General features: G+C 72.9%; 20 protein-coding genes and 1 pseudogene. 9 read left to right on the top strand and 12 right to left on the bottom strand.

The features are described 5' to 3' along the window. Positions 1–308: 308 nt before the first annotated feature. Positions 309–2,720, top strand: coding sequence for an endopeptidase La (lon, locus tag ACFYOP_RS33410; RefSeq protein WP_356899358.1), 2,412 nt, complete (start codon positions 309–311; stop codon positions 2,718–2,720). Positions 2,721–2,829: 109 nt separating this feature from the next. Then, positions 2,830–3,627 carry a pentapeptide repeat-containing protein gene (locus ACFYOP_RS33405; protein WP_356899357.1) on the top strand — a complete coding sequence of 266 codons (798 nt, stop codon included), beginning with the start codon at positions 2,830–2,832 and terminating at the stop codon, positions 3,625–3,627. A 54-nt stretch (positions 3,628–3,681) separates the two neighbouring features. Here ACFYOP_RS33405 and ACFYOP_RS33400 read toward each other — a convergent pair whose 3' ends face one another. Further along, complete coding sequence (locus ACFYOP_RS33400; RefSeq protein WP_356899356.1) at positions 3,682–4,509, bottom strand: lysozyme; 828 nt, start codon at positions 4,507–4,509, stop codon at positions 3,682–3,684. Between the two features lie 239 nt (positions 4,510–4,748). Between ACFYOP_RS33400 and ACFYOP_RS33395 the strand changes: the two genes are divergently transcribed. Further along, positions 4,749–5,231, top strand: coding sequence for a MarR family transcriptional regulator (locus ACFYOP_RS33395; RefSeq protein ID WP_356899355.1), 483 nt, complete (start codon positions 4,749–4,751; stop codon positions 5,229–5,231). A gap of 68 nt (positions 5,232–5,299) precedes the next feature. Here the strand turns inward: ACFYOP_RS33395 and ACFYOP_RS33390 are convergent, their stop codons facing one another. After that, on the bottom strand, positions 5,300–6,088 hold the full coding sequence (locus ACFYOP_RS33390) for a hypothetical protein (protein ID WP_356899354.1): 789 nt from the start codon (positions 6,086–6,088) through the stop codon (positions 5,300–5,302). Positions 6,089–6,581: 493 nt separating this feature from the next. On the opposite strand from ACFYOP_RS33390, the gene ACFYOP_RS33385 reads away from it, so the two are divergent. The 5 genes from ACFYOP_RS33385 (at position 6,582) to ACFYOP_RS33365 (ending at position 12,552) form a co-directional block, all read left to right on the top strand. Next, positions 6,582–9,740, top strand: coding sequence for a nitrate- and nitrite sensing domain-containing protein (locus tag ACFYOP_RS33385; protein WP_356899353.1), 3,159 nt, complete (start codon positions 6,582–6,584; stop codon positions 9,738–9,740). Further along, positions 9,737–10,222, top strand: a complete 486-nt coding sequence (locus ACFYOP_RS33380; RefSeq protein ID WP_356899352.1) for a roadblock/LC7 domain-containing protein — start codon at positions 9,737–9,739, stop codon at positions 10,220–10,222. The genes ACFYOP_RS33385 and ACFYOP_RS33380 overlap by 4 nt, the downstream gene beginning before the upstream one ends. Next, positions 10,222–10,620, top strand: a complete 399-nt coding sequence (locus ACFYOP_RS33375) for a DUF742 domain-containing protein (protein WP_356899351.1) — start codon at positions 10,222–10,224, stop codon at positions 10,618–10,620. The genes ACFYOP_RS33380 and ACFYOP_RS33375 overlap by 1 nt, the downstream gene beginning before the upstream one ends. Further along, complete coding sequence (locus ACFYOP_RS33370; protein ID WP_356899350.1) at positions 10,601–11,248, top strand: ATP/GTP-binding protein; 648 nt, start codon at positions 10,601–10,603, stop codon at positions 11,246–11,248. The genes ACFYOP_RS33375 and ACFYOP_RS33370 overlap by 20 nt, the downstream gene beginning before the upstream one ends. 68 nt (positions 11,249–11,316) lie before the next feature. Beyond that, positions 11,317–12,552 (top strand): styrene monooxygenase/indole monooxygenase family protein, encoded by a 1,236-nt coding sequence (locus ACFYOP_RS33365; RefSeq protein WP_356899349.1) that lies wholly within the window; start codon positions 11,317–11,319, stop codon positions 12,550–12,552. Here the strand turns inward: ACFYOP_RS33365 and ACFYOP_RS33360 are convergent. From ACFYOP_RS33360 to ACFYOP_RS33345, 4 genes are all read right to left on the bottom strand, one after another. Continuing rightward, positions 12,525–13,358 carry a hypothetical protein gene (locus tag ACFYOP_RS33360; RefSeq protein WP_356899348.1) on the bottom strand — a complete coding sequence of 278 codons (834 nt, stop codon included), beginning with the start codon at positions 13,356–13,358 and terminating at the stop codon, positions 12,525–12,527. The two genes, ACFYOP_RS33365 and ACFYOP_RS33360, sit on opposite strands and share 28 nt — an antisense overlap. Before the next feature lie 184 nt (positions 13,359–13,542). After that, positions 13,543–13,821 (bottom strand): hypothetical protein, encoded by a 279-nt coding sequence (locus ACFYOP_RS33355; protein WP_356899347.1) that lies wholly within the window; start codon positions 13,819–13,821, stop codon positions 13,543–13,545. 10 nt (positions 13,822–13,831) lie between these two features. Then, the gene (locus tag ACFYOP_RS33350; protein ID WP_356899346.1) at positions 13,832–14,560 is read right to left on the bottom strand and encodes a TetR/AcrR family transcriptional regulator; all 729 of its coding nucleotides are present in this window, start codon (positions 14,558–14,560) and stop codon (positions 13,832–13,834) included. 43 nt (positions 14,561–14,603) lie between these two features. Beyond that, positions 14,604–15,539, bottom strand: a complete 936-nt coding sequence (locus ACFYOP_RS33345; protein ID WP_356899345.1) for a diiron oxygenase — start codon at positions 15,537–15,539, stop codon at positions 14,604–14,606. A 167-nt stretch (positions 15,540–15,706) separates the two neighbouring features. On the opposite strand from ACFYOP_RS33345, the gene ACFYOP_RS33340 reads away from it, so the two are divergent. Further along, positions 15,707–16,822 carry a ferritin-like domain-containing protein gene (locus tag ACFYOP_RS33340; RefSeq protein WP_356899344.1) on the top strand — a complete coding sequence of 372 codons (1,116 nt, stop codon included), beginning with the start codon at positions 15,707–15,709 and terminating at the stop codon, positions 16,820–16,822. 32 nt (positions 16,823–16,854) lie between these two features. On the opposite strand, the pseudogene ACFYOP_RS33335 reads toward ACFYOP_RS33340, so the two are convergent. The 6 genes and pseudogenes from ACFYOP_RS33335 to ACFYOP_RS33310 all read right to left on the bottom strand — a co-directional run. After that, positions 16,855–17,333: pseudogene (locus tag ACFYOP_RS33335) on the bottom strand (DUF3291 domain-containing protein); the annotation flags it as partial. After that, entirely contained in the window at positions 17,330–18,388 is a 1,059-nt protein-coding gene (locus ACFYOP_RS33330; RefSeq protein WP_356899343.1) for an amidase, read from the bottom strand. The gene ACFYOP_RS33330 and the pseudogene ACFYOP_RS33335, both read right to left, overlap by 4 nt. Before the next feature lie 4 nt (positions 18,389–18,392). Continuing rightward, positions 18,393–19,844, bottom strand: coding sequence for a penicillin-binding transpeptidase domain-containing protein (locus ACFYOP_RS33325; RefSeq protein ID WP_356899342.1), 1,452 nt, complete (start codon positions 19,842–19,844; stop codon positions 18,393–18,395). Then, positions 19,841–21,232, bottom strand: a complete 1,392-nt coding sequence (locus ACFYOP_RS33320) for an FtsW/RodA/SpoVE family cell cycle protein (RefSeq protein ID WP_356899341.1) — start codon at positions 21,230–21,232, stop codon at positions 19,841–19,843. Before ACFYOP_RS33320 ends, ACFYOP_RS33325 begins: the two co-directional genes overlap by 4 nt. A gap of 101 nt (positions 21,233–21,333) precedes the next feature. Continuing rightward, complete coding sequence (locus ACFYOP_RS33315; protein ID WP_356899340.1) at positions 21,334–21,636, bottom strand: zinc-ribbon domain-containing protein; 303 nt, start codon at positions 21,634–21,636, stop codon at positions 21,334–21,336. A 48-nt stretch (positions 21,637–21,684) separates the two neighbouring features. Then, on the bottom strand, positions 21,685–23,823 hold the full coding sequence (locus tag ACFYOP_RS33310; protein ID WP_356899339.1) for a PBS lyase: 2,139 nt from the start codon (positions 23,821–23,823) through the stop codon (positions 21,685–21,687). Positions 23,824–23,939: the final 116 nt, after the last annotated feature.

The raw sequence follows: 23,939 nt of genomic DNA, 5'->3' as shown, positions 1-23,939 counted from the left end.
GGGCCCTCACCATGCCCAAGCACCGAAACCGCGTCCCCTACCCGAAAGCTGACGACCAGCGACGTCTCATCATCCCAACTGAAAAGCGGAGGCTAACGCACGTGCCACGACTCGCTAACCCCGCCCGCCGACGAAAGGTCACTCTGCAAGGCGAACGATCACGCGAAGAGTAGAGCTGCCAAACGAAGAGACCAGCGTCACAGGACAGGATTTCGTCGATCGCTCAGAGCGAACAGCCCCAGGGGAACATTGGCGGGCTCATATGCATTGAGTCGGTACAGCTCAACTTGCATGCCTAAGGGGAGATCATGGCTGCCGATATCAAGGCGAACTCACCGCTCACTCTGCCCGTGCTGCCGCTCGACGACGAGGTCGTGCTGCCCGGCATGGTCGTGCCGCTCGACCTGTCCGACACCGACGTACGCGCCGCGGTCGAGGCCGCCCAGGCTGCCGCCCGCCCCTCCGGCAACAAGCCGAAGGTGCTGCTCGTTCCCCGGGTCGACGGCACCTACGCCGCGACCGGCGTGCTCGGCACCGTGGAACAGGTCGGCCGGCTCTCCGACGGTGACCCGGGTGCGCTGATCCGCGGCGTCGGCCGCGTCCGCATCGGCGCCGGCACGACCGGGCCCGGCGCCGCGCTGTGGGTGGAGGGCGCCGTGGTCGAGGAGACCGTGCCCGACCCGCTGCCCGGCGCGGTGACCGAGCTGGTCACGGAGTACAAGGCCCTCGCCACCGACTGGCTGAAGAAGCGCGGCGCCTGGCAGGTCGTCGACCGTGTGCAGCAGATCGAGGGGATCTCGCAGCTCGCCGACAACTCCGGATACTCGCCGTTCCTGACCACCGCGCAGAAGATCGAGCTGCTGGAGACCAGCGATCCCGTCGCCCGGCTGAAGCTCGCCACCGAGCAGCTCCGCGAGCACCTCGCCGAGCAGGACGTCGCAGAGTCCATCGCCAAGGACGTCCAGGAAGGCGTCGACAAGCAGCAGCGCGAGTTCCTGCTCCGCCGCCAGCTGGACGCCGTGCGCAAGGAGCTGCGCGAACTCAACGGCCAGGAGGGCGAGGACGAGTCCGACGACTACCGCGCCCGCGTCGAGAACGCCGACCTGCCCGAGAAGGTCCGCGAGGCCGCGCTCAAGGAGGTCGAGAAGCTGGAGCGGGCCAGCGACCAGTCGCCCGAGGGCTCCTGGATCCGCACCTGGCTCGACACCGTGCTCGAACTGCCGTGGAACGAGCGCACCGAGGACGCGTACGACATCCAGGGCGCCAAGGCGGTCCTGGACGCCGAGCACGCGGGGCTGCGGGACGTGAAGGAGCGGATCACCGAGTACCTGGCGGTGCGCAAGCGGCGCGCCGACCGGGGGCTGGGCGTGGTCGGCGGGCGGCGCGGGGGCGCGGTGCTCGCGCTCGTCGGCCCGCCCGGCGTGGGCAAGACGTCGCTCGGGGAGTCCGTCGCGCACGCCATGGGCCGCAAGTTCGTGCGCGTCGCGCTCGGCGGCGTACGGGACGAGGCCGAGATCCGCGGCCACCGGCGTACGTACGTGGGCGCGCTGCCCGGCCGGATCGTCCGTGCCGTCAAGGAGGCCGGCTCGATGAACCCGGTCGTCCTGCTCGACGAGATCGACAAGGTCGGGTCCGACTTCCGCGGCGACCCCGCCGCGGCGCTGCTCGAAGTCCTCGACCCGGCGCAGAACCACACCTTCCGCGACCACTACCTCGAGGTCGAGCTGGACCTCAGCGACGTCGTCTTCCTCGCCACCGCCAACGTGCTGGAGGCCATTCCCGAGGCGCTGCTCGACCGGATGGAGCTGGTGCGTCTCGACGGCTACACCGAGGACGAGAAGATCGTCATCGCCCGCGACCACCTCGTGCCGCGCCAGCTCGAGCGGGCCGGCCTGGAGGCCGGCGAGGTGACCCTGGACGTATCCGCGCTGCGCAAGCTCGCGGGGGAGTACACCCGCGAGGCGGGCGTACGGAACCTGGAGCGGTCCGTCGCGCGGCTGCTGCGGAAGGTCGCGGCACAGCACGAACTGGGCGAGCGCGAACTGCCGTTCACCGTCACGGACGAGGAGCTGCGCGGGCTCATCGGCCGGCCGCACCACGTGCCCGAGTCCGCCCAGGACCCGGCGGAGCGCCGCACCGCGGTGCCCGGCGTGGCCACCGGGCTCGCCGTGACCGGGGCCGGCGGAGACGTGCTCTTCGTGGAGGCGTCGCTCGCCGACCCGGAGACCGGCGGGTCCGGACTGACCCTGACCGGCCAGCTCGGTGACGTGATGAAGGAGTCCGCGCAGATCGCCCTGAGCTTCCTGCGCTCGCACGGCGCCGAGCTGGAGCTGCCGGTCGCCGACCTCAAGGACCGGGGCGTGCACATCCACTTCCCGGCGGGCGCGGTCCCGAAGGACGGGCCGAGCGCGGGCGTCACGATGACCACGGCGCTCGCGTCGCTGCTCTCCGGGCGCCAGGTGCGCACGGACGTGGCGATGACCGGCGAGGTGTCGCTCACCGGCCGGGTGCTGCCCATCGGGGGCGTGAAGCAGAAGCTGCTCGCGGCGCACCGGGCGGGCATCACCACCGTCGTCATCCCGAAGCGGAACGAGGCCGACCTGGACGACGTCCCGGCGGAGATCCTCGACAAGCTTCAGGTGCACCCGGTGACCGACGTACGGCAGGTCCTGGAGCTGGCGCTGTCCTCGGCCGAGGTCCCGGTGACGGCGGCGGCCTGACGGGGAGCGGAACGCGCGGGCGGACGCCCGGCGGTGGTGATCCACCGCCGGGCGTCCGCCGTTCCGGTCCGGGCCCGTGCCGTGTCCGCGCCTCCCGCACAATGGACGGATGACCACCCTGCGGGCCGACTGCTCGAACTGCTTCGGGCTGTGCTGTGTCGCACTGCCCTTCGCCGCCTCCGCCGACTTCGCGGTGAACAAGGACGCCGGCAAGCCCTGTGCCAATCTCCGCACGGACTTCGGCTGCGGCATCCACGAGCGCCTCCGTGACAGCGGCTACCCCGGCTGCACGGTCTACGACTGCTTCGGCGCCGGACAGCACGTGTCGCAGGTGACCTTCGGCGGCACCAGCTGGCGGGACGAACCGGCCACGGCCCGGCAGATGTTCGACGTCTTCCCCGTGGTCCGGCAGCTTCACGAGCTGCTCTGGTACGTCGAGGAGGCGCTGACCCTGAGCGCCGCGCGCCAGGTGCACCCGGATCTGCGCCGGCAGCGGGACGTCGTCACCGGCCTCACCCGCCGCACGCCCGACGAACTGGAGAAACTCGACGTGGCCGCCCACCGCCAGGAGGTGAACGTGCTCCTGCTGCGGGTGAGCGAACTGGTGCGGGCCCAGGTCAAGGGCCGCAGGAAGGACCGCAGGGGAGCGGACCTGATGGGCGCCCGGCTCAGGAACGCCGATCTGCGGGGCGCCGGGCTGCGCGGCGCGTACCTCATCGCGGCCGGCCTGACGGGCGCCGATCTGCGGCTGGCGGACCTCATCGGCGCCGACCTCAGGGATGCCGACCTGTCCGGCGCGGACCTGACCGGCTGCATCTTCCTCACCCAGCCGCAGCTGGGCGCGGCCAGGGGCGACGCGGCGACCCGTCTCCCGGACGGGCTGACCCGCCCCGCGCACTGGGCGTGAGCGGGACGGGCCCAGGCCGTGTCGCGCGGTCGGCTCAGCCGGCCGCGCGGTCGATCAGCCGTTGGCGAGCGCCACGACGCGGTCGTACGCGCCGTTGAACTTGTTGTGGTCGCCGACGATCGGCCCGGACGAGGTGTACTGCCACATCGTGTGGTAGGGCCAGCCGGCCGGCAGCGTGCCCGGCGTGGTGTTGTAGCGGGCGATCCACAGCGGGTTGGTGGAGCCGAAGCCGGCGTGGTTCCCCGTGCACTGCGTCCACCAGCTCGTCGCCGTGTAGATGACCGCGTCACGGCCGGTGCGGGCCTTGTAGCGGTTCAGGAAGTCGCGGATCCAGGTGACCATCGCGGACTGCGACTTGCCGTAGCAGGCGGCGCCGTACGGGTTCCACTCGATGTCGAGCACGCCCGGCAGGGTCTTGCCGTCGCGCGACCAGCCGCCGCCGTTGTTGACGAAGTAGTCCGCCTGCGCGGCGCCCGTCGTGGTGTTCGGGGTGGCGAAGTGGTACGTGCCGCGGATCATGCCGATGTTGTACGAGCCGTTGTACTGCTGCGTGAAGTACGTGTTCTTGTAGTACGTGCCCTCGGTGGCCTTCACGTAGGCCCACTTGACGCCGCTGTTCCACAGGGCCGCCCAGTCGACGTTGCCCTGGTGGCTGGAGACGTCGACGCCTTCGGTCTGGACGGCGCGGGTGTCGCGCGGGAGGCCGCCCCGGCCGTCGTGGGCGACGACGCCCATGCCCAGGTGGGCCGATCCGCGCTCGGGCTTGGGGTCGGCCGCGGCGGTGCCGGGGAGAGTGAGGAGAAGGGACAGGACGGCGAGGAGGGTGCCGGCCGCGGCGAAGCGCCGGCGGCTGGTCGTCGTTCCGGATCTGTGCACGGGCATAGCGTGCCTCCGAAGGTTTTGGTGGGGGTCTCTGACGAGGTGTCGACATGTCGTGGCGCAGCAGGATGGTGTGGACATGTCATGTACCCCATGGGTGACGCTACGCACGTAGACCCCCACGAGGAAGAGGCGCCTGACGCCGCCGTTGGTCTACTCCTGCGAAATACTGGCCGAGCTGCGGCGATACCTACCGCCGGGAAAAACTTTCACGACCAGGAAAGCGCGCGAGGGGTGCTGACGTGCACGAAGGCGGTACGGCGGATGCGGCGGGGCCGCAGGACGGGACCGGCGGGGACCACGAATTCCTCGCCCTGGAACGTGAGTTGGCGGTCTTCCTGCGCCGCGCGAGGGCGTCCTCCGGCGAGATGGCCCGCGAGGTCCACCCCGAGCTCGAACCCGCCGCCTACGGACTGTTCGTACGGCTGGAGGAGACCGGGCAGCAGCGGGCGACCGAACTCGCCGGCTACTTCGGCGTCGGCAAGGCGACCATGAGCCGCCAGTTGCGCGCCCTGGAGGACCTCGGCCTGGTCGCCCGCGAACCGGACCCCGCCGACGGCCGCGCGTCCCTCGTACGGCTCACGGAGGAAGGGGTGGCCCGGTTCCGCCATGTGCGCGACGCCCGCCGCGACCGGTACCGGAGCAAGCTGGCCGACTGGGACCGCGGCGAGGTCGCGGAGCTCGCCCGGCTGCTGCATCAGCTCAACGCCCGCGCGGAGAGCTGAAGCCCGACGTGCCGCGGAGAGCTGAAGCCCGACGTGCCCCTGCGTGTGACGTCGGCCCGTCGTCGCCGTCAGAGTTCGGCGAAGACCGCCGACGCGTCGTCGTGGAGCTTCCACCGGACCGCCGCTGTACGGGCCTGTGCCGCCGCCTCCAGCTCCCGTACCCGGTCGATCAGGCCCTGCGCCCCCTCCTTGCGCAGCAGTGCCAGACACTCGGCCCAGTCGCCCTCGGCGAACATGTCCACCCAGCGCGAGGCGCCGTCGGTGAGGGCGGTCACCGAGCGCACCCCGCTGCGCGGGACGCTGCCCGCGACCGCGCGCGCGGCCACCGACGGGTCGGCCGCCGCCGTGAAGAAGCCGCCCTCCGCGTTCCGCAGCGCGTCCGCGGTGGCGTGGCTCCGCAGCGCCTCGCGCGGCACCCGGTCCAACCGGTCGTCCAGCACCGGACGGACCGCGCCGTCGGGCGACTCCAGCAGCAGCGTCGAATCCGAGAGGACCAGATACTCGACGTCCTCGTCGGCTGTGCCCCAGCGGGCCAGGACCACCGTCGCCTGCGGCGTACGCACGTGAGAAAGGTCACAGGTTCGACGGTGTGAGTCCGCGGTGCGCCGGATTGATTCCGCGAGGACGTCCCGAAGTGCCAGGTCGCGCCGCGAACCGGACAGTTCGACCAGGGCGCCGCCCAGGCGGGCCGTGAACCACGGCACCCCGTGCACGCAACCCACAGCACCGCTCGGCGGCGTCACGCCGTCGAGCGTCACGAGTGTGCCGCCCTGGCCCGAAGCGGGCAGGGCCACGGAGACCCAGTCCTCATTGGGGCGTTCGGGGGAGCCGGGCGAGGTGGCGAGCTCGATGCGCATGGAGCCAGTCTGCATGAGACCTTCACAAGGGCCTGGCGGTCCGGAAGTTGCCGCGTACCGGCAGGTCAGGCGGTTGCTTCGCCCCGTTTGGGCGGCTGTGCGAAGCTGCGGGCGGGCATCTTGCCAAAGGGTCGCCGGAAGGTCCAACCCGGCGGCGTCGCGGGCCCCCGCGGCCCGCGCGCGGAAGTTGTTCACCAACTCCTGAGTGTTGTTCACTCGTTCGGGTGGCGGAGCGGCCGATGCGCGCCTCCCTCCCATAGGCACTGGAATGGTCGGAAGCCGTACCAGGGGTGGGGCTCTCGCGTGTGACCGGTCGTCATCTCTGCTTCAAGGGTGGACGAGTCAAGCAAGATTGCGAGCACCGGTGCAGATGAAGCGGCCTCGGGGCAACGGCGGCAGGACCACTGGAACCCCGTCCACAGGAGCCCCGGGCGACCCCCAGGCCCCGGCCTCTCCCCAACCGATCCCGGCCCCCCGTGACCACGACACAGCCGTGCAGGAAGCGGTCGCGCCCGACCCGGCCGAGGCGCGGGACGCTTCCGCACAGGACGCGGCCGTGCCGCCGGCGGCAGCGGTCACGCCGGACCCGGCCGCCCAGCCGTACGCGTCCCCCCAGGACGCCCCCGCCCAGCCGGACACGTCTCCGCAGGACGCCCCCGCCCAGCCGGACACGTCTCCGCAGGACGCCGCCGCGCCGGACACGCTCGCGTCGCACCCGCCCGCCCCCGCGCCGTCCGCCCCCGCGCAGGCCCCCGCGGGCCGCCCCCGCCGCGTGCGCAACCGGCTCGTCGCCGGCGTCGCCCTCACCGTCCTCTGCGTCGTCGGCGCCGGCGCCCCCGGCATCCTCGCGAGCTCCGCGGACCTGACCGAGTCGCAGCGGCTGGTCGGCCTCGCCGCGCTCGACCGGCAGGCCGTCACCCTCGCCCACTCGCTCGCCGACGAGCGCGACGAGGTCACCGCGTACATCGCCGCCGGCCGCGACGACCAGGAGGGCGAGGAGAAGGACCGCAGGAAGATCTCCGGCAGCCTCAGCGCCCGCGTCGACCGGCAGATCGACGAGATGCGCGAGACCCTGGGCACCGACCGCGCGGACCTGCGCCACTCACTCGCCTCCGTGCCCGCCGTCCGCCGCACCGCGCTCACCGGCAAGGGCACCGCGATCGAGGCCCATCAGGCGTACACCACGGTCATCTCCGCCCTGCACGCCCTCGCCGGCGAACTGGCCGACCGGACCCCGCCCCGCGCCGCGCAGGCCACCCGGGCGCCCGCCGAACTGGGACTCGCCGTCGAGCAGGCCTCCGCCGCCCGCGGCCTGCTGCTCGCCGCGCTCGCCGTGCCGCAGCCGGACCCGGTGATCGGCTTCGACCCGGTCACCGGCCTCCCCGTGGAGAGCGCGGGCGAGGACTCCGGCGCCGACGCCCGCACCCGCAACGCCCTCACCACCGCGGCGCAGCAGGCCCGGGTACGTGAACTCGCGGCCCTCGCCGACTTCGACCAGGCCGCCGGGCGGACCGCCCGCGAGAAGTTCGCCGCCACCGTCACCGGGCCCGAGGTCACGGCCGCGGAGACCTACCTGGGCCGCCTCACCGACCAGCCGAAGCTCTCCGACACGGAACGCGGCACCGACCCGGCAAAGCTGGAGGCCGCGCTCACCGCCCGTATCGAGCAGATGCGGGGCGCGGAGTCGTCCCTCGCCACGGAGCGGACCGCACGGTTCGCGCAGCAGCGCGACGACGACCTCACCGCGCTCGAGATCCGCATCGCGCTGCTCGGCGGACTGGTGATCGTCACCATCGGCGTGCTCTCCGCCGTCTCCCGTACGCTCACCCGCCCGCTGGCCGTCGTGCGCCTCGGCGCGGCCAGACTCGCCGGCTCGGCCGCCCCGCAGACCGAGGAGCCGGTCCGCTTCACCGGCCGCAACGACGAGTTCGCCCAGGTCGTACGGTCCCTCAACGCGCTGCACGGCAAGCTGCGCGACCTCGGGACGCGGGCCGAGCGGCTGGAGCGGGAGCGCGGCGAACTCGCCGGCGCCCGCGAGGCGCTCGAGGCCGAGGTCGCCGCGGCCCGACTGGAGCTGCGGCAGCGCACCGACGAGATCGGCACCCAACTCGACCGGCTGGGCCACACCGTCCACCACACCTTCGTCAACCTCTCGCTGCGCACCCTCGGCCTGGTGGAACGGCAGTTGGGCGTCATCGAGAAGCTGGAGGAGCGCGAGCAGGACCCCGAGCGCCTCGCCACCCTCTTCAAGCTCGACCACATGGCCACGGTCATGCGCAGGCACAGCGAGAACCTGCTGGTCCTCGCCGGCACCGAGCACGGCCACGGGCACGTCGGACCGGTCCCGCTGGTCGACGTGCTGCGCGCCGCGGTCAGCGAGATCGAGCGCTACGAGCGGGTCGTCATCCAGTCCCTGCCGCCGCACGCCCAGGTCGCCGGCTTCGCCGCCGACGACCTCAGCCACCTGGTCGCCGAACTCCTCGAGAACGCCACCTCGTTCTCGCCGCCGGACGCCCAGGTAGAGCTTTCCGGCTGGCTCCTGGAGAGCGGCGAGGTCATGCTCTCCGTCCAGGACGCCGGCATCGGCATGGCCGCGGCCCGGATGGCCGAGCTCAACGCCCGGCTCGAGGCTCCGGAGTCGTACGAGACCGAGCTCCCGGCGGGCCGCGAGGCCGAGGGTCTCGGCCTGCGGGTCGCCGCGCTGCTGGCGGCGCGGCACGGTGTACGGATCCAGCTGCGCGAGCACAAGCAGGGCGGGATCACGGCGGTCGTCGTCGTGCCGAAAACGCTGCTGCCGACGGGGCCGCCGGCGGCGAGCGGCCGCCAGGTCTCCGTACCGGGCGCCGCCCCGGCGCTGAACCTTCCGGGCTCGGTGGCCGAGGCCAACTCCAACGCGCTGCCCGGCACCGATCGCGACGCCACTCCGGACCCGGCCCCGGCCGACCACGACGACGCAGGCGCGGCCCCGGACGCGGAGGCCGGCGCAACGGACCCGGCGGCGGGCACAGAGCCGGTCGAGACGGCCCCGTCCGACGCCGTCGAGCCGGCCGACCGCGCCGAGCCCGCTCCCGAGCCGGACCTGTCCGACGCCGACGCCGACGAACCCGCCCCGGCCCCCGACCCGTTCGTCGAGGCCGCCGAGCGGGCCGTCGCCGCCGCGGCGGAGCCGGACACGCACGAGCGGGCGGCCGACGGCGAACCGGTCACGGCCGGCGTCGACCAGGAGACGTTCGCGATGCGGCTGCCGCCGCAGCCCGAGCCGGAGGCCGCGGAGCCCCCGCAGGCGCCGGAGTCCCCGGAGGAGCCCGAGGCGCCCAACGCCCCCGAGGCCCCCGCCCCCTTGGGCCGCGTCACCGACAAGGGCCTGCCCAAGCGGACCCCGAAGTCCGTCCAGCCCGCCACCGCTCCGACCGGGCGCACCGGGAGCGTCGACGCGGAGGCCCTGCGCCGCCGGCTCGGCGGCTTCCACCAGGGCGCGAAGGACGGCCGCCGGGACGTGGAGGCGGAGATCGCGGAGCTGACGGACAAGGAGCCGGCGCAGACGGCCACACAAACCACGGAGGCCGCGCAGACCACCGCGGCCGCCGCCAGAGACGGACACGCACACACCGCAGCGGAAACGGGGGACACAGTCGAGGAGGTACGCAGTTGACTGCGACCGGCACGTTCGGGCTGAGCAGCGAGGCCCGCAACCTTCAGTGGTTGCTGGGCAATCTGGTGGAGGAGGTGCCAGGAGTCCACTCGGTCGCCGTCGTCTCGTCCGACGGCCTGCTGCTGCTCTCGTCCGACCCCGGGCAGAACGCCGCCCAGGCCGCCCCCGACGCCGCCCGTGAGGGCCCGAAGGGCTCCGGCGCGGACCTCGCCACGATCATTTCCGGAATCGGCAGCCTCACGGTCGGCGCCGCGGGCCTGATGGACGGCGGAGGCGTCAAACAGACGATGGTCGCCATGGACGAGGGCAGCCTCTTCGTCATGTCGATCAGCGACGGCTCCCTGCTGGGAGTGCACGCCACTCCCGACTGCGACATGAGCATCGTCGCCTACCACATGGCCTTCTTCGTCGGCCGCGCCGGACACGTACTCACCCCCGAAGTCCGCAGCGAACTGCGCAAATCGATGGAGAGTGGCCTGTGATGTCGGTCCCCAAGCTACCCGTCCGCGGCGACGGCAAACGCCCCGCCCGGGTCCGTCCGTACTCCCTCACCGGCGGCCGCACCCGTTTCGGGCATGTGCTGCTCGTCGAGACGTTCGTCGCCGCGCTCGAGGCGCCGCCGGAGCGGCGGGAGCTGCCCGGCGGCAGCCTCGCCTCGCGCGTCATGCCCGAGCTGCGGGCGATCGTCGAGCTGTGCCGCCGGATGCGTACCGTCGCCGAGATCTCGGCGCTGCTCAAGATGCCGCTGGGCGTCGTCCGGGTGCTCCTCAGCGACCTGGCGGACCAGGGAAAGATCCGCGTGTACGGGACCGGTCACGGCACCGGCCAGCCCGACCGCGCACTGCTCGAAAGGGTGCTGAGTGGACTCCGCCGCCTCTGACACGCTGCTCGACCGTCCGCAGACCGGCCCCGGGACCGAGCCCGAAGAGCCGCTGCAGCCGTGGCAGTTGGACACGACCCGCGCCCCCACCGCGACGAAGATAGTCGTCGCGGGCGGTTTCGGCGTCGGCAAGACGACGTTCGTCGGCTCCGTCTCCGAGATCACGCCGCTGAAGACAGAGGCGCTGATGACCAGGGCGAGCGAGGACACCGACGACCTCACCGCCACGCCGGACAAGGTCACCACGACCGTGGCGATGGACTTCGGCCGGGTCACGCTCGACGACGACCTGGTGCTGTACGTCTTCGGCACGCCCGGTCAGCAGCGGTTCTGGTTCATGTGGGACGACCTGGTGCGCGGCGCGATCGGCGCGATCGTGCTCGCCGACACCCGGCGGCTGGCGGACTGCTTCCCCGCTCTGGACTACTTCGAGAGCTGCGGGCTGCCGTACGTCGTCGCCGTCAACCACTTCGAGGGGACGACCGCGTACGAGCCGGAGGACGTACGGGAGGCCCTGACCGTGCCGCCGCACGTACCCGTGGTGATCATGGACGCCCGTCGCCGGATCACGGTGATCGAGTCGCTGCTGGCGCTGGTCTCACACGCTCTCGAAGCCACCCCCGAATAGCCTCACGGGGCCGGGACGCCGGAACCACGGCGCCGGGCCCACGACGCGAGAACCACGGAGAACCCGCCATGCGGAAGATACTCATTGTCGGAGCAGGTCAGTCCGGTCTTCAGCTCGCCCTCGGCCTCCAGTCGGAGGGCTACGAGGTCACGCTGATGTCCAACCGCACGGCGGACGAGATCCGGTCCGGCCGGGTCATGTCCACCCAGTGCATGTTCCACACCGCCCTGCAGCACGAGCGCGACCTCGGCATCAACTTCTGGGAGTCGCAGGCCCCCAGGATCGAGGGCCTCGGCGTCTCCGTCGCGGCTCCCGACTCGAGCCGCGCCGTCGACTGGGTCGGCAAGCTGGACGGCTACGCGCAGTCCGTCGACCAGCGCGTGAAGATGGCCGGCTGGATGGAGACCTTCGCCCAGCGCGGCGGACAGCTCGTCATCCACGGCGCGGCCGTCTCCGACCTCGACTACTTCTCCCGCACCTACGACCTGGTGCTGGTGTCGGCCGGCAAGGGCGAACTGGTCTCGATGTTCGGCCGGGACGCGTCCCGCTCGCCGTACTCGGAGCCGCAGCGCGCGCTCGCCGTCGCCTATGTGCACGGCCTCGGCCCGCGCCCCGAGCACCCGGACTACGACGCGGTGCGCTGCAACCTGGTGCCGGGCGTCGGCGAGCTGTTCGTCATGCCGACGTTCACCACGTCCGGCCGGGCCGACATCCTCTTCTGGGAAGGCGTCCCGGGCGGTCCGCTCGACGTCTTCAAGGGCGTCAAGGACCCGGCGGAGCACCTCTCCCTGACGCTGGAGCTGATGGAGAAGTTCACGCCCTGGGAGTACGCGCGGGCCACCCGGGTCGAACTGACCGACGCGGGCGGCACGCTCGCCGGACGGTACGCCCCGGCCGTCCGCAACCCGATCGGCCGGCTCCCCGGCGGCGGACTGGTCCTCGGCGTCGCGGACGTCGTCGTCGCCAACGACCCGATCACCGGCCAGGGCTCCAACTCGGCGGCCAAGTGCGCGGCCTCCTACCTGGCGTCGATCACCGAGCACGGGGACAGGCCGTTCGACGAGCAGTGGATGCAGGGCACGTTCGACCGGTACTGGGAGACGGCGCAGCACGTCACCAAGTGGACGAACGCGATGCTCGGGGTGCCGCCGGAGCACGTGCTCAACCTGATCGGCGCGGGCAGTCAGCTCCAGCCGGTCGCGGACCGGTTCGCGAACGGCTTCAACGACCCGGCCGACTTCGAGAACTTCTTCTACGACCCGGAGAAGACCGGCGCCTACCTGGCCTCCGTCTCCGGCGCCTGATCGCTGCCCGCGCCCTCGTCCGGGCCGTCGTCCGTCACGCCGGCCGGCAGCTCGGGCGGGGCGGTCGCCGTGCCCCGCGCGGCGGCCAGGGCGGTGAGCTGCTCGGCGGAGAGCGAGGCGAGCAGCCCCTCCGCGGCCCGCAGCCGGGCCGTGGCCCGGTCGCGTGCCTGCTTCTTCCGGGCGGCCAGCACCAACTCCCGGTCCAGGGCCTTACGGGCGGCGGCCGCCAGCTCACGGGACCGCTTCTCGCCGGCCTCCAGCCGGACCATGGCCGCGAGCCGGCCGGTGGCCGCGCGTTCGATGAGGTGCCCCTGGTCCAGGGCGCGTTGCGGGTCGCGGGCGAGCAGCAGCTCCAGATACGCGGAGAGCTCTGAGGTGCCCTGGTACTGCTCGCGGGCGATCCGGCCCGCCTCCGCGCGGCTCAGCGCGAGCGCGCCGCGTGCCTCGGCGAACTCCCGGTTCAGCCGCACGGTCTCGGTGCGCTGGGTCCGCAGGGCCTCCTCGGTGCTGCGGTAGGTCTCCCCGGCGGCCTCCGCCTGCCGGTACAGCTCCCGCAGCCGGGCCAGCACACCGCTCACGCCGGGCGCGGCGGTGAGTTCGCCGAGCGAGAGCGGCGGGCCGGGGTTTCCGCCGCCGGCGGCGAAGCGCTCCATGACGGCGTCCCCGAGCTCGCCGAGCACCTTGTCGACGGCGCCCCGCCCGTCCCGGGGCTCCGGCCCCTCCGCCGCCGCGGGGAGCGCCGTCGCCGTCGCGGCGACGACGAGCGCGCCGACGCACAGGGCCCGCAGCGTACGTTTTCCTGACACCCGATCACCTCCGGCCGTACGGACGGAACCTCCGCCCGCACCCGAGGCTGCGCGCCCCTCACCCGCCCGGCGACCGGGGCTGCGCACCCCGGCGCAACCCGGTCACCCACCCGGTCACGATCCCCACCCATGCGGCGCGGCACCTTGCGCCTCCGGCCCCAGCGCCCCAGGCCCCGCCGTGCGCCTACGCCGCGCCGCCCCCGGGCTTCGACCACGGCCACTTCAGTTCGCGGCGCTCCACACCGCCGGGGGCGTACGCGTACTTCCAGCCGCGCTGGAGGCTGAGCCGCCTGGTGTAGCCGGAGGGGACACGGCGGTAGGCGTGGACGGTGGGCGGGGTGCCGTCGTCGTTCGGGACGGGGACCTTGTACCACTTCGGGGGGTGGCCGGTGGGGCCGACCAGCACGGGCAGCACGCGGCCGTCGAGGGGGCCGCCCTCGAAGAGGGTGTTCTCGCTTCTCACCGGACCAGTCTCACAGCAGGTGGGCCGCGCCGCCGACCACGGGCCCGAGCCGGCGCACCAGTGTGCCGACGGGGCCGTCCGCCGTCTCCTGGGCGAGCAGGTCCGCGACCACGGCCGCCGTCTCGGTGTCCGTCGCGGCCGTCGCGGTGAGGAGCGCGACCAGATGGTCGACCAGCCATTCGCGCAGCTCGGCCGCCGGCGGCTGCTTCTCCTCGTCCAGCCAGATCAGCGACGCGGCCTCGACCGAGGCGATCCAGGTGCGGACCATCATGCCGAGGCGCGGCCCGGGCCGGTCCACGCCGAGGTGGACGAGGATCTGTTCGGCCGCCGCCCGCCGCACCTCGTCGACGATCGCGGTCGTGCGGGAGGTCTCCGCGACGCTGCCGCCGCGCAGCAGCGCGCTGAAGCCGGCGTCGTGCTCGTCGACGAAGAGCAGATAGCGGTCCAGCACCCGGGTCAGCCGCTCGGTGGGCGGTCCGGCCTGCGGTTCCGCGAAGCACTGCTCCAGCCGGTCGGCGGCCGACCGCAGGGCCGCCTCGTAGAGCTGCTGCTTGCCGCCGGCGAAGTACCGGTAGACGAGCGGCCTCGACACCCCGGCCGCCTCCGCCACGTCGTCGAGCGAGATCTCCTCCGGCGGCCGGTGCGCGAAGAGGGTGAGCGCCGCCTTGAGCAGCTGCTCGCGGCGCTCCTCGACGCTGAGCCGTCGGTAGGCGCGGGTGGCGGGAGCGGGACCGGTCATGCTCCGCAGCGTAACCGCAGGGTGTGCGGAGCCCGTCATGTGATCATGCGAGAAGGCCGGAACTCTTCCACAGCCTGCGCCCGGCCCCGCGCAGGACGCCGATGTCGTCCAGGAAGTCGGTCAGCCTGCGGGCGCCGGTCTGCATGACCTCGCGGCGGTGCCCGCTCGCCTTCACCTGGGCGACGGCCGCGCGGCGGTCGAGGCCGACGTTCTCGTACACCCGGGGGTTGACGAAGCAGACGCTGAAGACGCGGGCGGCCTCGCCGCAGCTGAGCCGGGTGAACTCCTGCTCCCAGCGCGGCGCGGTCACCATCTGGCGGCGCAGCTCCTCGCGGGCGTACCGCACATGGCGGGCCTCCTCGATGACGTGGATGCGGGTGACGCCGCGCACCAGCGTCTGCACCCGCTCGTCGGGGAACGTGAGGCGCTGCATCCAGTCGAGGATCTCCTCGCCGAGGAGGGTCGCGGCGAACGAGCCGGGTGTCGTGGAGACCGTCTTCAGCACCCGGGCCATGTTGTGGTAGACCCGCGGCACCTGGTACGCGGGGGCCCCGCCCTTCTCGATCATCCTGGCGAACATCATCGAGTGCCGGCACTCGTCGGCGATCTCGGTGAGCGCGTAGCGGACGTGGTTGCTGGTCACCGACTTGTCGTAGATGTGGCGCACCAGGAGCTGCATCAGGATGATCTCGAACCAGATCCCGAGCGAGGCGAGCGACGCGGCCTCGTGCCGGGCGAGATCCATCCGCTGCTCCTCGGACATCTTCCGCCAGAGCGGGGTGTCGTAGAGGGAGACCAGCTCCGGGGGCCAGAACCACTTGCCGTCCTCGACCGGGGCCTCCCAGTCGAGTTCCTTGTCGGGGTCGAAGGAGTGCTTGGCGGAGGACTCGAGCAGGCGTGCGGCGACCTGTTCGCGGTCCCGGAGCGGGCCGAGGGCGTCGCGGAGCAGCTGCACGTCGCGGTCGGTCACTGTCGTCATGGCTGAGGGCACCTCGCGAGTGGGGGTCACCGGCTTCTGCAGTTATGAGACTCCCTGTCAGTAACCTCGTCAATCCCCCGCGCACGACTTGTTGACTCCTCGTCTATCAGCGTGTGAGCCTGCCAACTGTCCTTGTGCACAAGGGATACGAGGCGAAGGAGCCGCCGGTGTCGAGCCAGGACCGCTACACGAAAGCCCCCTCGGAGCCGATCTGGCAGATCCCCGCCACCGGCTCCGCGCGCTTCAGCTGGGAGTACGAGGAGGGGCGCGAACGCCTCCTCGCCCTCTACCAGAAGGGCAAGGACAAGCAGTGGGACGGCGCCAAGCGCATCGACTGGGCGTTGGAGGTCGACCCGTACGACCCGCTGGGCACCCCCGACGAGGCGCTCACCCTGTACGGCACCCGCCACTGGGCGAAGATGACCGAACGGGACCGGGGCGAGCTGCGCAAGCACTACACGTCATGGCAGTTCAGCCAGTTCCTCCACGGCGAGCAGGGCGCCATGGTCTGCGCGGCGCGGATCGTCGAGTCCGTCCCCGATCTCGACGCCAAGTTCTACTCCGCGACGCAGACCATGGACGAGGCGCGGCACGCCGAGATCTACGGCCGCTTCCTCCACGAGAAGGTCGGGATGCTCTACCCGGTCAACGACAGTCTGCAGTCCCTGCTCGGGGACACCCTGCGCGACTCCCGCTGGGACATGCCCTACCTCGGGATGCAGGTGCTCATCGAGGGCCTGGCGCTCGCCGCGTTCGGCATGATCCGCGACACCACGACCAAGCCGCTGCCCAAGCAGATCCTCGCGTACATCATGCAGGACGAGGCCCGGCACGTGGCCTTCGGCCGGATGGCGCTGCGCGACTACTACCGGCGGCTGACCGACGCGGAACTGCGCGAACGCGAGGAGTTCGTGATCGAGGGCTGCTACCTGATGCGCGACCGGCTGCGCGGCATCGAGGTCCTGGAGAACTTCGGCGTCCCGAGGGCGGAGGCCGAGGAGTACTCGGAGCAGTCCGAGTTCCTCCACCTCTTCCGCAAGCTTCTCTTCAGCCGGATCGTGCCCTGCGTCAAGGACATCGGCCTCTGGGGCGAGCGGCTGCAGAAGGCCTATCTCGACATGGGCGTCTTCGAGATGGGGGACGCCAGTCTCGACCTGCTGATGTCCCAGGACGAGGAGATCGCGGAAGCGCTCGACCGCGAGCGGTTCGCGGCGGAGGAGCGGGAACGGGTCGCGGAGGTGGCACAGGCCGTCGCGGACGGCGCGACGCAGGCGCCGCATTGACGGCCCGGCCCGGCCGCCTCAGGGGCTGAGCACGCCTCCGGCGCCGGGAACGGCTTGCGCAGGGTGAAGGCGTACGGTGTGGGGCCGTGTCCGCGTACGTGGACCAGGCGTTGCTCCGCCTCGGCGATCGTCGGGCGGTGGGCGGCCGGGACCCACCACATCGTGGTCATGACCTCGTGCATCCGCTCGAAGAACTCGTAGCGGCGCGCCGGCAGTTCGCGGTGCATGCCCTGGTACATGAAGGCCGTCAGGGCGTTGTCGTCACGCCATACGGACATGTTGACCATCAGCCACTCGTCGCCGAAGATCCGCAGTTCCTCCCCCATGGCCTTCGGCATGGGAGGTGCCCCCAGTCGCCGGCCTCCGTCTGGAGGCGCCAGACGAAGCCGTCGGCGGCGTCCGCCACCGCGTTGACGGGCTCGAGGTTGTCCGCGAAGTCCTTCAACCGGGGCGAGTCCAGTGGGGCTTTGAGGCGGCCTATGTTCACCTGGGCGAGCTCGTAGGAGGTCATGGACGGACAGTCGTCAGATCCTCCTGTGCCGTTACGGCGATTTCGAGCAGTGAGACGTCCGCCGCTCTGGCCGCCACCAGTTGGAGGCCGACCGGGCAGCCGTCGCCGGTGAAACCGGCGGGGAGGCTCGCCGCCGGGTGGCCGCTCAGGTTGAAGGCCCACGTGAGGGCCGTCGAGTAGACGTCGCGGCCGGGGCCGTCGTGGCCGTGCGGGCGGTTGGGGGTCGCGGGGGTCAGCAGGACGTCCGCGCCGGCGAAGAGGGCGTCCAGGCGCCGGTCGTTCTCCGCGCGGACCGCCGCGCCCCGCTCCGGCCGGCCGCCCCGTACCGCCGACCACGCGCCGGCGGGGTCGAGCAGCACCGGGCGGGCGTCGGCGAGCCGTACGACCCCGGCCGACTCCAGCCGTTCCACCGCCGCCAGCGCGACCGCCGCCACCTCGGGTTCGGTGTCCGCGAAGCCCAGGTCGGCCGACCACGCCGCGCGCACCGGAAGCTCCGGCGGCACCGGCTCGTAGGCGTCGAGCACGCAGCGCAGATAGGCCCGCGCGCCGGCGGCCGACGCCGTCAGCACGCCCGCCGACGCCAGGCCCGTACGGTCGGGCGACGGCAGCAGCCCGTTCGTCGTCTTCAGCCCGAACACGCCGCACCACGCCGCCGGGATCCGCACGGAACCGGCCCCGTCGCTGCCGGTGGCGAGGGGCACCATGCCCGCCGCGACCGCCGCCGCCGAGCCCGCGGACGAGCCGCCGGGTGTGCGGTCTTCGCGCCATGGGTTACGGGTCGGCCCGTGCGAGCCGAGACCCCAGGTCTGCCAGTACGTGCCGGGCCCCGGCACCGAGGTCGAGCCGACCGCCACCGCGCCCGCCGCGGTCAGCCGCCGGGCCGCGTACGAGCGGATGCCCGCGGGGCCCTTGACCGCGAACGGCAGTCCTGCCAGGGGCAGTTCCGGGTCGGTACGGCGCTCCTGGGCGAGCGCCCGGGCGCCCCATACGTCGGTGAAGGCGCTCAGGCCGGGGTCGAGGCGTCCGACGGCCTCCAGCGTCGCGGCGATGTCCATGGGATCAGAGTGCCGCCTCCATCACGGCCCGCGCGATCGGCGCCGCGCTGCCCCCGCCGCTGATGTCCTCCCGCAGGGCGGCCGCGTCCTCCACGACCACGGCGACGGCGACGGCGGGCCGCGCCGCGTCATGGGCGTGGGCCCATCCGATGAACCAGGCGTACGGCAGTCCGGAGTTGTCGACGCCGTGCTGGGCGGTGCCGGTCTTGCCGCCGACGGTGGCGCCGTCGATCACCGCGTTCTTCCCGGTGCCCCGTTCGACGGCCCGCACCATCAGGTCGCGCACCCGCTGCGCGGTGACCGGCGTCATCGCCTCCCGGTAGGCGCGTGGGCCGTTCTGCGCCAGCAGGTCGCCGTTGGCCCGGGTGACCCGGTCCACCAGGTAGGGCTGCCGGACCTCGCCCCCGTTGGCCACGGCGGCCGCGACCATCGCCATCTGCAGGGGCGTGGCCGTCGTGTTGAACTGGCCGATCGAGGACAGGGCCAGCTGGTCGGCGGACATGTCGGTGTCGAAGTTGGAGGCGGTCACGCCCACGGGGATGCGCAGCGCCGGGTCGTTGAAGCCGAACCCGCGGGCGGTGGCGACCATGTCCGCGAGCCCGACGCGCGCCCCCAGGTCCGCCATCACGGTGTTGCACGACCACTGGACGGCGTAGGCCAGCGAGGCGTTCTCGCACCCCTCCGTGGCGTTGGGCAGCCGGGTGCGGGTGTTCGGCAGCAGATACGGCTCCGGGGTGCGGGTCGGCGCGTCCACGTCGCCGACGACCCCGGTCTCCAGCGCCGCCGCGGCCGTCACGATCTTGAACGCGGAGCCGGGCGGATACGTCTGGCGGATCGCGCGGTTCAGCATCGGCTGCTCCTCGGCGCCGTTCAGGCCCGCCCATGCCCGCGACACCTGCGTCCCGGTGCCGGACAGCGGGCCGGGGTCGTAGGAGGGGCTGCTGACCAGCGCCAGGATCCTGCCCGTCGCCGGTTCGACCGCCGCCACCGCGCCCCGTCGGCCGGCCAGACCGCGGTACGCGGCCTCCTGCGCGGCGGCCCGGATCGTGGTGGCGACGTCGCCGCCGGGCGGGCGGCTGCGGCTGAGGTCGTTCCACAGGGGCAGCGGTGCGAGCATCGGGTCGGCGCCGCTGAGGACCGGGTCCTCGGCGTGCTCGAGGAACGAGGTGCCGTATGTCTGCGACGCGTAGCCCGTCACCGGCGCGTACAGCGGGCCGTCGCGGTAGGTCCGCTCGTACCGCAGCTGCTCGCCGGTGTCCTTGGAGCCCGTGACGGGCTTCCCGTCGACCAGGATGTCGCCGCGCGGCTGGGCGTGACGGGCGATGGCCGCCCGGCGGTTGGCCGGTTCCGCGCCGAGCGCGGGGGCCTCCACGACCTGCACACGGCCGGCGTTGACCAGCAGCGCGAGCAGCAGCAGGAGGCAGAGCGCGGCGGCGTGCCGGATGGTGCGGGTCACTGCCGCACCGCCGGGGCCGGGGCGAGGAGGCCCGCCTCCACGGGCACGGGCAGCGGCGCGCGGGCCGAGTGGCTGAGCCGGATCAGCAGCGCCACGATGACCCAGTTGGTGACCACGGAGGAGCCGCCCTGCGCGAGGAACGGCATCGCCATGCCGGTCAGCGGGATCAGCCCGGTCACGCCGCCGGCGATGACGAAGACCTGGAGCGCGACGATCGAGGAGAGTCCGACGGCGAGGAGGCCGCCGAACGGATCGCGCAGGCCGAGGCCGGTGCTCAGCCCGCGCGCCACCAGCAGCCCGTACAGCAGGAAGATCGCGCTCAGGCCGGCCAGTCCCAGCTCCTCGCCGGCCGTGGCGAGGATGAAGTCCGACTTGGTGGCGAAGCCGATCAGTTCGGAGTGGCCGAGTCCCAGGCCGGTGCCGAGCACGCCCCCGGCGGCGAAGGCGAACAGGGACTGTGCGAGCTGGCCGGGGCCCTGTCCGGCCTCGATGCTGGCGTACGGATTCAGCCAGTCCTCGACCCGGCTGTGGACGTGCGGTTCGAGCGAGCCGACGGCGAACGCCCCGGCCGACGCGAGCACCAGTCCGACGGCGATCCAGCCGATCCGGCCCGTCGCCACGTAGAGCATGACGACGAACAGCCCGAAGAAGAGGAGCGAGGTGCCGAGGTCGCGCTCCAGCACCAGCACGCCGACGCTGACCAGCCACACCGCGACGACCGGCCCGAGCACCCGTCCGGTGGGCAGTTGCAGCCGGCGGATCAGCCGGCTCGCGTGCGAGAGGGCGCCCCGGTTCGCGGCCAGGTAGGCGGCGAAGAACACGGCCAGCAGGACCTTCGCGAACTCACCGGGCTGGAAGGACAGTTGCCCGACCCGGATCCAGATCCGGGCGCCGTTCACCGCGGGGAAGAAGATCGGGGCGCAGAGCAGGGCCAGGGCGGCCGTGACGCTGACGTAGGCGTACCGCGCCATGATCCGGTGGTCGCGCAGCAGGACGACGGCGCCGATGAACAGGGCGACGCCGAAGGTGGACCAGACGAGCTGGGCGGGGGCCGCCCGGTCGAGCGGGGTCTCCAGGTCGAGGCGGTAGATCAGCACCAGCCCCAGGCCGTTGAGGAGAACCGCGATGGGCAGCAGCAGCGGGTCGGCGTAGGGCGCGCGCAGCCGGACGGCCAGGTGGGCGAGGAGCGCCAGGACGCCGAGCCCCGCCCCGTAGCCGGCGACGTCCGGCGGCACGGCGCCGTTCCTGGCGAGACCGACGGCGGCATAGCCGTGGACGCAGATCAGGACGGCGCAGACGAGGAGCGACAGCTCGACGCCCCGGCGCTTCGGCAGACGCGGCCCGGGGCTCGGCTCGTGCGGCGACGTCCCCGCCGTCGTTGCGGTCATGCCACGCAACGTAGCAAGCGGCGACGCGCTTTGTCCCTTTATGTCATAGTGTGCCGACGTCGAACAGACGGACCGTCACACATGCCCGCCGGCCCCGGTCCTCAGCGCTGGTACGGGTGCTGCCCCGGCTGCTGCGCGTGGTCGCCCTGCTGCCCGCCCTGGCCGCCGCCGGCGGACTGGAGCTGGAGCTGCTCCGCCTGCTCGGAGGTGATCTGCTGCTCCGCGCCGCAGAAGGTGCACTGCGTGGCGTACTTCGTCGAGAACGGGAACAGCGGCACGAAGAACAGCGTGAACTTGGTGACCCGCTTCCTGAGCGTGTGCGCCGACGGATTGCCGCAGTGGCCGCACACCAGCGTCAGTATCGCCAGCTGGTAGATGTACCCCTTGGTACCGAAAATGATCATACTTGCGGGTCCTCCCCGTCGATGGTGCGTCCGATGACCGCCGACCGGTCACGGTCCGCGGTGGACCGCTTGCCGGCACAGGGCCAGCAGCCTCTCGTCCTCCACGATGTCACGACTGTCCGCCGCGCCGTCGTTCCCGTTGTGGCGCCGGGCGGAGAGCAGTTCGCGGTCGACCAGCCGCTGCGCCCCGTCGGCGCCGGCCGTGGACAGATCCGCCAGGCACGCCGCGGCCGAGATCCGGGTGCGCGGCATTGTCTCCCAGGCCGTCCGCAGCACCGGCCACGCCTGCTCGGGGTCCTCCGTCACCCGCCACAGCGCGACCGCCGCCCGCACCCGCGTCCACGGCTCCATCGACCGCAGCAGCCGCGCGAGCTGCGGCGCGGCGGGCGCACCGGCCGTGCCCATGGTGCCGAGCACCGAGGCCGCCGACTGCCGGGCCGCCTGCTCCGGCGTGTTCAGCACCGCGTACAGCACCGGCAGCACCGCGTCACGGTCACCCTCGATCGCCCACAGGGCGCCCGCGGTCCGCGCGGCCAGCGCAGGCGGTAAGGCCGCCCCGGCGGGGGAGAGGTGCGCCGCGGCGTCGGCGCCCTGTCCGTACCCCGCCTCGCGCAGCAGCCCCCACAGGTACGGCACGGCCTCGCGGGCCGCCGGGCCGAAAGCGGTGAGCGTCCGCACGGCGGACCGCACCACGCCGTCACGCCGCTCGCCCGTCGCGCCCTGCAGCACCCGCAGCACGGCGGGCACCGACTCGGCCGCCGCCGGGCCCGGGCCCAGCACGGACAGCCCGTGCAGCAGCGGCCCCACCCGGTCGGCCAGCCGGTCGTCGAGATCGAGCGCCGCCAGCCGCTCGCGCAGCGCCGGGGCGAGCGGCGCGGCCGCCCCGCCCAGCTGGTCCAGCGAATGCCCCAGGTCCCCCGGCGCCTCCGCCCGCTGCAGGATCTCGGCCAGTACGGGCACCACCCGCGCGTCGCCGACCCGCGCCAGCGCCACGATCATCGGGCAGAGCGTCGGCGGCCCGTCCTGCCATCTGCGCACCCAGGTGGACGGCTCGGCCGCCACCCGCTGCGCCAGCGCGTCCGCCGCCGGCACCGCGAGACCGAACAGCTCCTTGAGCGTGTACGCCGCCCCCATGGCGAGCCGCGGCTCGGGATCGGAGAGCTGCTCGCCGAGCAGGCCGACCAGCTCCCCGTACGCACCCCGCCACGTCCGCAGCAGTCCGCCGCTCATCCGCACCGCGTCCACCCGCTGCGCCCGGTCCGGGCTGCACAACTGGTCGGCCAGCAGCGCTATCCGGTCGTCCACCCGGTCACCGAGGCCGTCGTGGAGGGTGCGCAGCAGGTCCGCCGTCCACGGCGCGGCGCGGTGGGCCGCCGCGTCGTCGGCCCGTACCTGCCGCAGCTGGCCGAGCGGCGTCGCAGACGGCAGCCCGCCGGGGGCCGGGGCCGGCGACACCGGCTGCGTACGCAGCTCCCGCAGCAGTCCCGTCACGCCGGGCACCACGTCGGACGGCAGCGCGCCGGGCGCGCAGCGCGCGAGCTGCGCGAGCGCCGCGAGCCGCAGCCCCGCGCCGTACGCGGCCTGGGACAGGGCGGTGAGCAGATCCACCACCTCCGGCAGCAGGCCCTGGTGCCGCAGCGCTATCCGGCCGGCGGCCTCCACGCACGCGAGGCGCACCTCCGTGTCCCGCTCCGTGTCCAGCCGCTCGCGCAGCAGGCGCAGCACCAGGGCCGGATCGCTGTGCAGGGTGGCCAGCGCGAGCGGCGCCGCGAGCCGCACCCCCGGGTCCGGGTCCGCCAGCAGGCCGAGGAAGACGTCCGCCCCGGCCGTGACCGCGGACGCGGCCATGGCGTAGTTCGCGGCGTCCTCGAACTCCTCGTCTTCCGGGTCGAGTTCGTCGTCGCCGTCCAGATCGATGCCGCCGATGCTGGTCAGCAGCTCGACGACGGCGCCCCGGTCCCGCACCGCGGGATCGGCCACCAGCTCCATCAGGAACGGGATGCAGGCCAGCGTCGAGTCGTACACGTCCCCCTGGTGGTGCACGGCCCCGTACATTCCGTCGAGTGCTCTCTCGCGCTCGGCCGGATCCGCGGAGGCGAGTCCGCGCAGCAGCTCCGGCACATCGTCGGCCGGGCCGTAGGCATGCTCCAGCGAGGCCCACGCGACCTCGTCGATTCCCGCGAACACGACTGTCCCCCTCCCAAGAAACCTTGGGTCTCCAAGCAACTTCGGGTCTCGACCCTTGTGTCTGGGGGAAGTGTGCCCCAAGGAACCGACATCCTGACCGGTATCCGGCGGGGTTG

Source organism: Streptomyces sp. NPDC006294 (assembly GCF_042870895.1).
In the GTDB taxonomy this organism is placed as follows: domain Bacteria; phylum Actinomycetota; class Actinomycetes; order Streptomycetales; family Streptomycetaceae; genus Streptomyces.
The sequence above is the reverse complement of the archived record's forward strand: the minus strand, read 5'-3'. Positions and strand labels throughout refer to the sequence as shown.

Coding starts and splice junctions, on each gene's coding strand:
- ACFYOP_RS33330 (WP_356899343.1), bottom strand. CDS start 18,388: ATGGACATCGCCGCGACGCTGGAGGCCGTCGGACGCCTCGACCCCGGC.
- ACFYOP_RS33315 (WP_356899340.1), bottom strand. CDS start 21,636: ATGATCATTTTCGGTACCAAGGGGTACATCTACCAGCTGGCGATACTG.
- ACFYOP_RS33350 (WP_356899346.1), bottom strand. CDS start 14,560: ATGACCGGTCCCGCTCCCGCCACCCGCGCCTACCGACGGCTCAGCGTC.
- ACFYOP_RS33405 (WP_356899357.1), top strand. CDS start 2,830: ATGACCACCCTGCGGGCCGACTGCTCGAACTGCTTCGGGCTGTGCTGT.
- ACFYOP_RS33375 (WP_356899351.1), top strand. CDS start 10,222: ATGTCGGTCCCCAAGCTACCCGTCCGCGGCGACGGCAAACGCCCCGCC.
- ACFYOP_RS33365 (WP_356899349.1), top strand. CDS start 11,317: ATGCGGAAGATACTCATTGTCGGAGCAGGTCAGTCCGGTCTTCAGCTC.
- ACFYOP_RS33400 (WP_356899356.1), bottom strand. CDS start 4,509: ATGCCCGTGCACAGATCCGGAACGACGACCAGCCGCCGGCGCTTCGCC.
- ACFYOP_RS33345 (WP_356899345.1), bottom strand. CDS start 15,539: ATGACGACAGTGACCGACCGCGACGTGCAGCTGCTCCGCGACGCCCTC.
- ACFYOP_RS33320 (WP_356899341.1), bottom strand. CDS start 21,232: ATGACCGCAACGACGGCGGGGACGTCGCCGCACGAGCCGAGCCCCGGG.
- ACFYOP_RS33390 (WP_356899354.1), bottom strand. CDS start 6,088: ATGCGCATCGAGCTCGCCACCTCGCCCGGCTCCCCCGAACGCCCCAAT.
- lon (WP_356899358.1), top strand. CDS start 309: ATGGCTGCCGATATCAAGGCGAACTCACCGCTCACTCTGCCCGTGCTG.